This window comes from Gilliamella sp. wkB108 (genome assembly GCF_001690195.1).
Taxonomy (GTDB): domain Bacteria; phylum Pseudomonadota; class Gammaproteobacteria; order Enterobacterales; family Orbaceae; genus Gilliamella; species Gilliamella apicola_L.
The window spans coordinates 1-12,568 of sequence record NZ_LZGM01000089.1; the positions used below are offsets into that span (position 1 = coordinate 1).

The window sequence follows — 12,568 nt, forward strand, 5'->3', positions numbered from 1 at the left end:
AAAATGTTTCTGTAAATAGTTTTATTGAAATAAAAAAGGGTTTTCTTAGTTTAATCGTAAAAATTGAATCAGAAAAAATTATAGAAGATAAAAAAAATGATTTAAATAATACTGGTGGTTCAAGTTCAAATCGTTATCTTCGTTTTTTAACTACCTCACTACTTGGATACATTGATAATCAAGGAAAATTTGAAGGTGGAACAAGGGAATTTCCTCTGATTGGTAACGAAGCATTTATCGTCACTGAAAATATTATTCAAAGCATTCATGCTATAACAACTAAAAATGATATTAGTATAAATTTTGCTAAAACAGACCTAGAAAATATTGATATTTCAATTCCTGTTGACGGGTTATTAAATTCACATATAGCTATTTTTGGTAATACAGGTAGTGGCAAATCAAATACTTTAGCTGCTTTGTATAAAAATGGTTATGAAAAATTGAAAGCTAATATTCTAAATGATTTTCAAAATAAATGCCGATTTTTGTTATTTGATTTTAATGGAGAATATACTTCTAAAGATTGTATTACACCCGACAAAAAGGTTTTTAATCTTAGTACACAAATAGTAAATGGCGACAAAATACCAATTCCAGAAGAAATGTTACTTGAACATGAAATGCTATCTATCTTATCCGATGCAACTGATAAAACACAAAAACCTTTTTTAAAAAGAGTATTGAGCCTTTATCATATTGTTTATAAAGAAAAAAACCCATTAAATTATTTTCGAAATATACTTATAAATAATATAGAAAAAACTTTTTTAAATAGTGATAAATTAAAAGCAGATACTATTATTGATCTTTATCGCCAGTTATTTGATAAAGATGAAATTGTAAGTGATATTGTATTTAATGCCAGCATCAATCAAAAAAAATGGTTTTTCGTAAATGGAGATGGTTATATTGACGATAAATCTTCCATTCCTAAAATGGATATTTATTCATGTGCAAAATCGTTTACATTTCCATCTGATTTATTAGATAATTTTTTAAAATTTAGCTGTTTGCAATTAATACAAGAAATAATATCAAATCGATCAGAACACTCTCATGTTTCCCCCGTAATTAATAGACTTATTAGCAATAAAAATGATATTAAAAAAATTTTTGATACTTCGGGAGAAAAGGAATTTTGGGAAGAGAGTAATTTTATTGTCATTAATCTGAATATGGTTAATCTCACAATGAAAAAAACACTTCCATTACTAATATCAAAATGGGCTTATAACAATAAAAAACAAGAAGATAAAAAATCCTCACTTTCATTTATAATTGATGAAGCTCATAATATTCTTTCTAGTACATCAAATAGAGAGTCAGAAAGTTGGAAAGATTATCGTTTAGAAACATTTGAAGAAATTATTAAAGAAGGTCGAAAATTTGGTGTATTTGTTACTATTTCAAGTCAAAGACCAAATGACATATCCCCAACAATTATTTCACAAGCTCATAACTATTTCATCCACCGATTAATTAATCAAAATGATTTATATGCCATTCAAAAAGCGGTTTCGTATATTGATAAAGTAAGTGAAGAATCAATACCAACATTACCAAGAGGTACATGTATATTTAGTGGTGTATTAAGTCAGATGCCATTTAAATTAAGAGTGACTGAATTAGATAATAAGCATAAACCAAAAAGTAATACGTTATCTTTTAATGATTTTATAGATTGAATAATAACATTTAAGAATCTGAGATTTGAGTTGTTAATACTCTTTTTTACTTGTTTAACTGTCAACTCAAAATCTAGTTAATATCTCTCCTTTAATTTGCATTAGCATGTTTTAATTTTTTTCGGCGTACTTTTTTAGTCTGCTCAACTGTTGATTTTTCTTTGAGGTTTTTTCTTTCTATTTTTATGCTTTCCTGAGTATTTAATTCGGATAATCGAGAGCTAATCTTTTGAATGGTTTTTGGATTTTTTTTAATTAATTTACGTGTAGAACTTGAATCTATTATTGTTCGGCAAAAAATCATCAAGAATAATACCGCTGCTAAATAACTTAATAAACATGTTGTAAGCCAAATAATTATTTCAAAATTGGTATTGGTCTCTATCTCAAACTGTAATTTAGAGTATATAAATAACCCTATGTATAAAATAAAGAATCCCAATCCCAAAATACAATTTTTTATAAAATCAGATTTATTAAATACTAAGGACTTTTGAGTTTCTCTGAATACTAAATATCTAGCAAATTTTTTAGCTTCTTTAATTGTTCGACAAAGATTATAATTTAGCAAAAAAATCATGATTTTCTGTTTAGATATATCTCTCTCATTCAATAAAATACGTCCATATTCTTCTTCCATAATTTTATCGATAACATATGTTTTTTCGCTATAACCATTTAATTCTTTAAATTTATCTTTATATTCATCTAGTTTTTCAAGTTTTGATTTTCGAAAAAGATAAGGAAATAGGTTTTTAAAGAACCAGTTAAATACTGATAATATGACAAAAAGAATCCCCCAAAAACCATAACTATTCATTGCATGTTCAATGTCTTGAATTGAAGATATCACATTATTCTCCTTTTCTGATAATCCCCTCAACTTTCTTCGTTGTAATCCCCAAAATCTTAGCTATATCGTCAACCGAAACCCCTTTACTCAGCAATGCGTTTGCTGTTGCGTGTTCTAGTTTTTCCCGACGTGCTTTTTCGGCTTTTGTTTTGTCTTTCTCCGCCTTAATTTTATCATTCGCTACCGCCAACTTTTCTTTAGCAATCAGTTTTTCTTCCCTGCGGATGCGTTCGATAACTTGGTACGTCGGGACGTATTTTAGGCTTTTTTCTAACTCGTCCATAAGCTTAGTACCGCGAAAGCTGATATAGGTCTTAGGGGTGATAATGAGGTGGTCGACAAGGTCGATATTTAAAATTCGTCCGACTTGAATGAGGCGATCGGTGATATCTTTATCGGCTTCGGACGGTGTCAGCGATCCTGACGGATGATTATGGACTAATATTACGCGTGAGGCGTTTTTCATCACCGCAACACGAAATACATTCATCGGCTCAACATCGACCGATTTATAGGTGCCAAGTGCAATCAGTTCAATATACAGGATATAACCAGCTTGATTCATACCAATCATCCAAAGGTGTTCTTTTTCTTGGTCGATCTTGTTTTCACGCAATAATACGCGTTGCATAATGCTGTACACGTCGTCCGTACCTTCAATATAGCATTTGTCGTGCTTGGTTAGTTTAATATCCATTTTATTACCTTATAAAATCGCTCGAAAAATAATATAGCATATTCTGTTTAGGCTTGGCAGTTGTTAATCAAAACGGATCATAGATGTTAATAACTATTTATTGGTTTAATAACCATAAATTATTTAATATCAACATGATAAATTGATGAGTCATACTTATATAAAAAGTGTTAGACGGGTTTTTAGTTGATAAGGTTTGGGGATTATTCTCGGTGAGTCTATTGGGTTTTTATATTTGGTTAGGTTCACTATTTATTCTTGCTTCAACGCCATTTTACTTCTGACTTTTTGTATCGCAATAATCGAGTAATGACAACATAATAAAATTGTCGGATATATTATAAAGTTGAGGGTTACTGCTGATGTGATACCCAACAATCCCATAATAATATCTAGATTAAAAACCACTTTTTTAGTATCTTCCATAACTAATATTGAGACAATAAGTGGCATTGGGGGAATTATAATACCAATTGGCACGCCGCAAATTACTAAATCTATTGCTCGTTTTATTTTATTTAAAAGAAAGATTGAAATCAGAATAAAACAAAAATAACACAAACCATAACATATCAAATAATATAATTCTGGCGTGCGATGTTTTGCGATAATCATCCGATAACACCACTCATAACTTAGATAGGCACCTATAAAATTAAATAATAATATAATTAATAACTTGATTTTTTTCATTGTGTTATCCTTTTATCATATTCTATCTTTTTGATTATTTTTCAAAAAAATTAGGTCAAAAATCAAGTTTATATAGTCCATTTCTATGCCAAAATGATGAAATCGATTTCTGTTTTATAGGTAAATCGCTAGCTCACTAAAAATTTGCCGATTTGCTGATTAATTGTACGCTAAAAATTCCAACGGTTCACTTTTTAGGTTATAGTGTTTGTTAAAATTATTCAGGAGTCTATACCGTTATAAGGAGTGTAACGATGTATCATGCTATTTTACCTATTGAACAACATCCTGCTGCGGAACGATTTTTACTGCTATTGCCGGCGTTAGTTGCAACCAGTCCATTATGTCGACGTCTTAGGCCTACCTCGTTACTGATTGATATTGCCCCATTCACCTTAACCGCTCAGCCCCACAGCTTTATTGCTACTCAGTTTGATCTGTCACCGCGAGCAGCTCGCAGGCGTGATAATGTTATTCGGCAATTACTGGCACAGCATGAACCTGAACTTTATCAAGCAGTACTCAATCTTGCGCAAACCATGCCTGAAAGAGTAAGCCAGCAAGCGCAAGCATTTAAATCATGGCTCACGGAGCTACTTAATACATCGGTTATGCCTTGCGATTATTGTGGATCACTCAGTACTGTGCGGATTGGTCACCGCCTTAACTTTCGTTGCCGAAACTGCCGACGGACGTTTAATCCACTAAAAAAATATCAGCTCAATGAATTATCTCATTGCGGATTGTGGCTGTCTTTTGTTGATTTATTGCTACAAGGTGAGACTTGTAGAACTATCAATCAGCAATTGGGGATTAATACCGACACTGCATCTAAATGGCAGATCTATTTTCTGTGGATAATGGAGCAACAAGGCTTTTCCATGTTGGCTAATTATTGCCGAGTAAAGCGCCGCCAACGTTGTCGGCAAATTTGGTTAGATAGGCATTAAGATCGGAGTAATGTTTTTACCTGCCGATGGTTAACACATTAAGCCATGTCACCTTTATCATTAATCTGTTGTAAAAATTATTCAGGAGTCTATACCGTTTAGAGTTTGATTTTAAGGTATTTGTTTTTCATTGCGTGTTATTTATCAATAAAACGCAATAATAAAATCATCTTGAATGATATATAAATCGATTAATAAACAATAAGTTAATTGATAGCTGGAGAGATTATTAGTTAAACGACAATCCAAATTCTATTTAGCGAATCGTTTAGAACAAGAATGTTTGCTGAATGATTATGTTTTAAGTGCTTATCTCAATGGCTTATAAATATTGATGAAGATTATTAATAGATAAGATACCATTTTTATCTATTATTTTTTGATAAGGTATTCAATTAGGCATATCTAAATAACAGCACTGGCTTTGGCCGGTGCTGTTGTTATCAATTACATTAACACTTAAATGTGATCCAAGGTTTGAGTTTTACAACCGATTGAATCATATCCGCATTTTCTTGTGCTTCAATTACTGGGGTAATGGGTTTATAGGCTGCGGGTGCTTCTTCGCGCATACGTTCTTCTTTTAAAGTGATGCATTGCCATGGTAACTTAGCCTGATTTGATTCTGCTTTTTGGTTACGCATCGTTTGCCTTCTTTCTGCCCGCCCAGCACCATGCGAGCATGACCATAACCAATCGGGATTACCTTTACCCATTGCGAGATAAGAATAATCGCCCATAGAACCGGGAATTAAAGCGATTTGATCCGCGTAAGCTGGCGTTGCCCCTTTACGATGAATATGCATACCTTGCTCCGGTAAAATAATATTATGCGAAATATCAACTATTAATTGGCTATTATCTTGATGAAAGAGAGTTGATAACGATTTACGTATTAATTCGGTAATCACAATCCGATTAATCCAAGCATAACGTGCTGCAACGCCCATTGCTTGTAAATAATTTTCAGCATTATCATCCGCTAAACCAAATAGACCTGATTGCGGATATTTGTGGTCTGCTGGCCATAACGCTTTGGCTTTATCTTGCCAGCGTTTACCAATATAAAAACCGACATCACGCGAACCGGTATGGATCATCACCACAATTGCATCCTTGTGTAATCCCATTTGATAAGCTAAATGTCGATCTAAGATTTCATCAACAATTTGTAACTCAACAAAATGGTTACCGGAACCCACTGTACCTAAGCTTGCCGGGCGGATAATGTCCCGCTTTTCAAAAAAGGCCTCGGGTGCATATTTGCTATCGGCTGTAATTAATTGATGACCAGATATTTTATCGATCTCTGTTCGTAATCGTGCATAATTAACGTTATTCCATAAGCCTTGCTGTGGTAATGCTGTTATCCATGCCGCAATACCTTCATCAAATAAAGCTTGAAAAGAGGTTGGGGTAACAGGCACATCACGTTCATCTTGCAATAATACCGATTTTAAATTCGCTATAATTGAAGCTTTTTGTTCACTAACTTGCTCATAGCTTAAACCAGTAGTAAAAAGTCGCATACCACAATTAATATCAGTACCAATTGCCGCAGGGATAATTAAATCTGGCGTTGTTGCAACAATACTGCCAACTGGCGCAATTGCACCGGGATGAAAATCCGGCGTAGCCCTTGCTGCGCAGACTTTACCTTGACTATTGGGCATGTTAACTGAAGCAAAATTCAGTAGTTGTTCAACGGCTTTTTCCTCTAATGGTAAAGGGTTAGGTAATAAAACCTGAGCTGTTGTATTTTCTTTATTTAAAGTATAAACATCATTATTAAAATGACTTTCAATCCCGAGTCGGGATAAACGTTTTTGTAAACGGGTAAATGTAGACATAATCGCCACCTAGAAAACAATAAAAAGCTGTCTCCTCAAATTGAGAAGATAATTACTGTTTTCCTGCAGCAGCACTATTCAGGAAAGCTGGCGCATTTTATATGGTGATTATTTATTTGTAAAGTAATAGTTAATCTCGTTAACTTTAAACTTGACAATTTATAACCAACCCATAATAATGACGCCGATTTTTTAAACATATAACTTTCAATGAGGTGGCAAAATGCCTGTAACTTACTTTTTATCTTAACGCCGACACGGTGATCTTCTATATTTCTTTTATGCTTATGTTTATTAAGCATGCTTAATTCCTCTCAATCTATAGATTTCTTTACCTTGTCGGTTTTCCTTTATTTCTTATGGAGAAAACATTATGACAACGGGATTATATACTCAAAATTTACAATTAATTAAATACCCACGAACACCACATTTACAAGGTTCTCGTTTGCAACCGGGCGATAGCGAACAAGGTCAGTTAGCTTATAAACAGTTAGCGAATCAATATATTGTGGTTGAAGAAAAACTTGATGGGGCAAACTGTGCAATTAGCTTTTCTGCTGGCGGTGAATTGTTACTGCAATCAAGGGGACACTACTTAATGGGTGGTGGGCGAGAACGCCAGTTCAACTTATTAAAGCACTGGGCAAAAGCACATGAACATTGGTTGTTAGATCATTTACAAGATCGCTATATTATGTATGGTGAATGGTTACATAAAAAGCACTCAGTTTTTTATGATGCTTTACCCCACTATTTTTGTGAGTTCGATATTTGGGATCGGCAACAACACTGTTTTTTATCGACTCAAGCGCGACATGCTTTATTAGTTGACGGCCCGATATTATCGGTTCCTGTTTTATATGCAGGCATCGCGCCAGCCAAACAGAGTGATTTACTGGCATTAGTGACCTACTCTTTAGCTAAAAGTACCACATGGAAAAGCTGTTTTGAGCAAATTATCCAACGAGAAAAACTCGATCTAACTAAAGCATGGAAACAATGCGATAAATCTGATTTGATGGAAGGGTTATACCTCAAAATAGAAACAGATGAACATACAGTTGGGCGACTAAAATGGGTTAGGCAAGATTTTGTACAAGCAATTTTGGACGCGGGTCAGCATCATGCTGATCAGCCATTTATTCCAAATCAATTAACCAGTGGGGCTGATATTTACTCGCCTACATTGATAGTTAATTGGAATAAATTAAATATAAGGGAATAACGTATGAATTATCAAGATGTAAAACAACTTGTTGTACACAGTATAGCACAAGATGATTTTAACCAATGGTTAACGGTTATTCCTGAACTTAACGCGCTTACAACCACGCCACAAGATCCGCTTTATCATGGTGAAGGTGATGTGTGGACGCATACCCAAATGGTATTAAGGGCGTTAATAAGCCAAACAGAATTTTCACAGCTAACTGAAGATGAACAGTTTGTGTTATTTATGACCGCGTTATTGCATGATATTGCCAAACCAGAAACAACCGTAATTGATTCAGTAACGGGTAAAATAAGTCAACCACGGCATGCAAAAAAAGGCGAAATTCGTAGCCGAGTGCTTCTGTGGCGAATGGGGGTGCCATTTGTATTAAGAGAACAGATCTGTCGCATTATTTGTGAGCACCAAGTTCCTTTTTTTGCCTTAGCTGAACTCAAAAAAAATATGACGCCAGCGTTTTTAGTGCATCGGTTATCTTGGCAATTACCAATTTGGATGCTTTGTATGCAAGCGAAAGCAGATATACAAGGGCGAATTTGTGCTGATAATAATAGACTGTTGGATGAAGTAGAATTATTCAAACAATTTGCTCAGGAAGAAGGGTGTCTACATCAACCAAGAATTTTTGCTGATGATTATACTCGCGTTCAGTATTTTCGTGGTGCGAATGTATTGCCCGATTATACGTTGTATCCGCAAAGTGGCGCGAATGTGATTATGATGGCAGGCTTACCCGCTGCGGGTAAAAATACTTGGGTAAGTGAGCATTATCCATTATTACCTGTTGCATCTTATGATGATGCAAGAATTGCGCTTAAATTAAAGCACGGTGAAAATGAAGGAAAGGTTATTCAATATGTATTAAAGCAAGTTAAACAGTGGTTAGGCGCTAAACAAGATTTTGTTTGGAATGCGACGCACTTATCACACGATATACGTCAAAAGGCTTTAGATTTATTGTATGCTTATCATGCCAATGTGAAAATTGTGTACATTGAACAACCCGAAAAAGAACTTTATCGTCGGAATACTAAACGAGATACAAGTTTAACTAATAAAAAGCTTCAGTCAATGTTCAATAAATGGGAAATCCCACAACAAACAGAAGCGAATCAAATTAGCTATATCATTAATCAGGGCGAATAAATATCGCCCTTTACTGTTTATTATATTAATCAAATGTTTTTAGATATTGATTATTTGCTATCTATCTAAACAGCAAACTTGAACAAAATACTTCAATCTTCTTATTATTGAGTCAATATGGTTGTTATCGATACCAGTGTCAACCTTATTTATCTTTTTGTAGTACATACATCGCCTCGTAAGGCTTTAATATTATTTCCTCTTCGATCGCTGTTTGATTTTGGTAATTACTTAACAATCTTTGCCAATTACTTGTTTGTAATGCTTGCGGTAATTGCCATTTAACGGCTTTATCGGTCAGGTTGATTATCACCAGTAATTTTTGATTGTTCCAACTGCGGAGATAGCACCAATAATCAGCAATATCCGGGGTGAGGTCTTGATAATCACCAAAAATAAAAATTGGATACTCTTTGCGCAACCTAATCAAAGTTTGATAGCAGTAAAATATTGAATTGGGATCTTTAAGCGCTGATTCTACATTGATTTGCTGGTAATTAGTTGACACTTCAATCCATGGTTTACCTTTGGTAAAGCCGGCATTGGCGGAGCTATCCCATTGCATCGGGGTTCGGCTATTATCGCGAGATTTGCTAGCTAAAATAGCCAATATTTCTGCTTTAGGCATGCCTTCGGCAATTTTTTCTTGATAAGCATTGATACTTTCTACATCGCGATATTGCGAAATATCACTAAAATGCGGATTTGTCATGCCGATCTCTTCACCTTGATAAAGATAAGGCGTGCCTTGTAAGCCATAGAGTAACATGGCGAGCATTTTGGCAGATTGAGTGTGATATTGGCCTTCATTACCAAGACGAGAGACAATACGTGGCTGATCATGGTTACACCAGAAAATCGCATTCCAAGCTTTATTATGCATGCCATTTTGCCAATACCCCATGATTTTTTTAAGTTCAATCAGATCCGGTTTGGCCAGTGTCCATTTATCACCATTTGGATAGTCTACTTTTAGGTGATGAAAATTGAATGTCATGGTCAGTTCTTTACCGTCTAAGCTAGCATATTTTTGACAGTGTTCAAGGGTGGTTGATGACATTTCTCCAACGGTTATCAGATGGTTCGGTTTAAAGACATCACGGCTAATTTCTTGTAAAAATTCATGTACTCTTGGGCCATCGGCATAAAATTGCCTACCATCACCATTGATATCATCAGGAAAATCTTGTTGTTTAGAGATTAAATTAACCACATCCATTCTTAAAGCATCAACCCCTTTATCCGCCCAAAATTGACACACTTTTTTAAGCTCATTTCGAACAGTTGGATTTTCCCAGTTTAGATCAGCTTGTTGCTTAGCAAATAAATGTAAATAGTATTGACCTGAAGGTTCGTGCCACTGCCACGCTTTACCACCAAATTTTGAACGCCAGTTATTGGGTTCACTACCGTCAGCTTTCGCATCCTTCCAAATATAAAAAGATCGGTAAGGATTAGACTTATCTAAAGCTGATTTAAACCACGGATGTTCGGTAGAAGTATGATTAAGCACCATATCCATCATAATGCGGATACCACGTTCATGCGCTTGTTGAATCAGTAATTCAAAATCGCGCATGGTGCCGTATGCAGGATCGATATCATAATAATCGGAAACATCATAACCATTATCGATCTGTGGAGATGGATAAATAGGGGTTAACCAAATGGCGCAGATCCCCAATTTTTTTAGATAATCCAATCGGCTAATAATGCCTAACAAGTCGCCGGTAGATCCCATGTCACTGGCTTGAAAGCTTTTTGGATAGATTTGATAGATGGTTCCATTTTGCCACCAAGGAATATCGATGTTATTCATATTTTACTCTTTGTTGTTAGTTAGCCATTGGGTTAACCGTTCAATGATATAAACGGTTATTGTTATTTAGTCCTATTTAACGAATCTCTAAGGTGCCTTTTTTCAGTTTTATTTTGTAAACAATCGATGTTAAAACAATTGGTACGGCAATGGCTACAATCATAGCCAACGCATAGATTGACCAATAAACAGGCTTAATTGATAAAATGCCCGGTAAACCACCAACGCCAATACCATTAGATAACACACCAAATAAACCACAAATTAATCCAGCTAAAGCTGCACCGATCATGGCGCATAACATCGGGAATTTATAACGTAAATTGATGCAATACATGGCAGGCTCGGTTACACCTAAATAGGCCGATATGGCAGCAGGAACTGAAACTTCGCGCTCATTATGTTTTTTACTAACTAAAATAATGCCGATAACGGCTGATGCTTGAGCAATATTGGATAGGGCAATAATTGGCCAAATAGGCGTTCCGCCCATACTTTCGGTCATCTGTAAGTCAATAGCAAGGGTAGTATGGTGAATGCCGGTGATAACGAGTGGTGAATAGAAGAAACCAAAAATAGCGGAACCAATAAAGGCATAATCCCCCGTCATTAAATATTTAACAATCGAAGCAATTCCATTACCTAACATACGACCCAAAGGACCTAATAGGAAATGAGCTAAAAAGACTGAAAGCAGTAGTGCTACAATTGGCACAATCACCAAGTTAAGATAATCAGGTACAATTTTGCGTAAACGTGTTTCGATCCATCCCAATGCTAAACCAGCAAAAATTGAAGGAATGACTTGAGCTTGATAACCGACTTTTTGGATACTAAACCAACCAAAATCCCATACTTCGGGAATCATTTTCCCTAGATCATAAGCACTCATCAATTGTGGGGAAACCAATGTTATCCCTAAAACAATCCCTAACACAGGGGAACCGCCCATTTTTTTGACTGTAGACCAGCATATAGCTACCGGTAAAAAGTTGAAAATCGCTTCGCAAGGTAACCAAAGAAAACTATGAATGGGTACTAGCCAAGCATAAGTATGAGTAAGTGGTTTATTGTCAATTGTTGGCATGTCACCGATAATATTACGTAAACCTAGTAATAAACCACCAGCGATTAAAGCCGGTAATAATGGTACAAAAATTTCGGCTAGGTTTGAAATTAATCGTTCAAAAAGTGACATATTCTGTTTAGCTGCGGCTTTAGTTTGTTCTTTTGTCGCTTCATCAAAGTTCAATTGCGCAATTAACAATTTATAATAGCTATCCACATCAGTACCGATGATGACTTGAAATTGCCCGGCATTATTAAAACACCCTTTTACAAAGGGTAATTCTTCTATGGCTTTGACGTTAGCTATCTTGGGATCGACCAAGGCAAACCTTAACCGGGTTAAACAGTGGGTAACACTGGCAATATTTTCTTTTCCACCAATAAACTTAATCAAGTTATCTATTGATTCTGTTGCTATTTTGGAATTTGTAGCCATAACAAATGTTCCTTTTTAATTAAAATTTAAGCCTTTTACCGTTATCAATAATGTGGCTATTTTATATAATTGCTTAGCATAGATCGAATTCAACCAATAATAAATGGGAACGTTCCCTTTTTGTGATTAAATTC

10 protein-coding genes are annotated in these 12,568 nt (G+C 35.0%); 4 read left to right on the forward strand and 6 right to left on the reverse strand.

All coding sequences use genetic code 11. The features are described from left to right. On the forward strand, positions 1-1,688 hold a 1,688-nt coding region (locus A9G11_RS10185; RefSeq protein ID WP_065619506.1), incomplete at its 5' end, for an ATP-binding protein. Between the two features lie 91 nt (positions 1,689-1,779). Here A9G11_RS10185 and A9G11_RS10190 read toward each other — a convergent pair. The 3 genes from A9G11_RS10190 to A9G11_RS10200 all read right to left on the reverse strand — a co-directional run bounded on the left by A9G11_RS10190 (position 1,780) and on the right by A9G11_RS10200 (position 3,931). Further along, positions 1,780-2,541: a hypothetical protein gene (locus A9G11_RS10190; RefSeq protein WP_065619507.1), complete on the reverse strand. Its 762-nt coding sequence runs from the start codon at positions 2,539-2,541 to the stop codon at positions 1,780-1,782. Position 2,542: 1 nt separating this feature from the next. Beyond that, complete coding sequence (locus tag A9G11_RS10195) at positions 2,543-3,238, reverse strand: JAB domain-containing protein (RefSeq protein WP_081298528.1); 696 nt, start codon at positions 3,236-3,238, stop codon at positions 2,543-2,545. A gap of 252 nt (positions 3,239-3,490) precedes the next feature. Beyond that, complete coding sequence (locus tag A9G11_RS10200; RefSeq protein WP_065619508.1) at positions 3,491-3,931, reverse strand: hypothetical protein; 441 nt, start codon at positions 3,929-3,931, stop codon at positions 3,491-3,493. 254 nt (positions 3,932-4,185) lie between these two features. Between A9G11_RS10200 and A9G11_RS10205 the strand changes: the two genes are divergently transcribed. Continuing rightward, positions 4,186-4,881, forward strand: a complete 696-nt coding sequence (locus A9G11_RS10205) for a hypothetical protein (protein WP_065619509.1) — start codon at positions 4,186-4,188, stop codon at positions 4,879-4,881. 452 nt (positions 4,882-5,333) lie between these two features. Here the strand turns inward: A9G11_RS10205 and A9G11_RS10210 are convergent, their stop codons facing one another. Beyond that, complete coding sequence (locus tag A9G11_RS10210) at positions 5,334-6,731, reverse strand: RtcB family protein (RefSeq protein ID WP_065619510.1); 1,398 nt, start codon at positions 6,729-6,731, stop codon at positions 5,334-5,336. A 373-nt stretch (positions 6,732-7,104) separates the two neighbouring features. Between A9G11_RS10210 and A9G11_RS10220 the strand changes: the two genes are divergently transcribed. Both A9G11_RS10220 and A9G11_RS10225 read left to right on the forward strand, forming a co-directional pair. Continuing rightward, positions 7,105-7,959, forward strand: a complete 855-nt coding sequence (locus A9G11_RS10220; RefSeq protein ID WP_065619512.1) for an RNA ligase family protein — start codon at positions 7,105-7,107, stop codon at positions 7,957-7,959. Positions 7,960-7,962: 3 nt separating this feature from the next. Next, entirely contained in the window at positions 7,963-9,111 is a 1,149-nt protein-coding gene (locus tag A9G11_RS10225) for an AAA family ATPase (protein WP_065619513.1), read from the forward strand. 145 nt (positions 9,112-9,256) lie between these two features. Here A9G11_RS10225 and treC read toward each other — a convergent pair whose 3' ends face one another. Together treC and treB are read right to left on the reverse strand one after the other, a co-directional pair. After that, complete coding sequence (gene treC / locus A9G11_RS10230; protein WP_065619514.1) at positions 9,257-10,930, reverse strand: alpha,alpha-phosphotrehalase; 1,674 nt, start codon at positions 10,928-10,930, stop codon at positions 9,257-9,259. Positions 10,931-11,006: 76 nt separating this feature from the next. Then, the gene (gene treB, locus A9G11_RS10235) at positions 11,007-12,434 is read right to left on the reverse strand and encodes a PTS trehalose transporter subunit IIBC (protein WP_065619515.1); all 1,428 of its coding nucleotides are present in this window, start codon (positions 12,432-12,434) and stop codon (positions 11,007-11,009) included. Between the last annotated feature and the right edge of the window lie 134 nt (positions 12,435-12,568).

What these genes read in the sequence shown, in the direction of transcription:
- treB (WP_065619515.1), bottom strand. Translation starts at nt 12,434, where the DNA reads ATGGCTACAAATTCCAAAATAGCAACAGAATCAATAGATAACTTGATT.
- A9G11_RS10220 (WP_065619512.1), top strand. Translation starts at nt 7,105, where the DNA reads ATGACAACGGGATTATATACTCAAAATTTACAATTAATTAAATACCCA.
- A9G11_RS10195 (WP_081298528.1), bottom strand. Translation starts at nt 3,238, where the DNA reads ATGGATATTAAACTAACCAAGCACGACAAATGCTATATTGAAGGTACG.
- A9G11_RS10200 (WP_065619508.1), bottom strand. Translation starts at nt 3,931, where the DNA reads ATGAAAAAAATCAAGTTATTAATTATATTATTATTTAATTTTATAGGT.
- treC (WP_065619514.1), bottom strand. Translation starts at nt 10,930, where the DNA reads ATGAATAACATCGATATTCCTTGGTGGCAAAATGGAACCATCTATCAA.
- A9G11_RS10210 (WP_065619510.1), bottom strand. Translation starts at nt 6,731, where the DNA reads ATGTCTACATTTACCCGTTTACAAAAACGTTTATCCCGACTCGGGATT.
- A9G11_RS10225 (WP_065619513.1), top strand. Translation starts at nt 7,963, where the DNA reads ATGAATTATCAAGATGTAAAACAACTTGTTGTACACAGTATAGCACAA.
- A9G11_RS10205 (WP_065619509.1), top strand. Translation starts at nt 4,186, where the DNA reads ATGTATCATGCTATTTTACCTATTGAACAACATCCTGCTGCGGAACGA.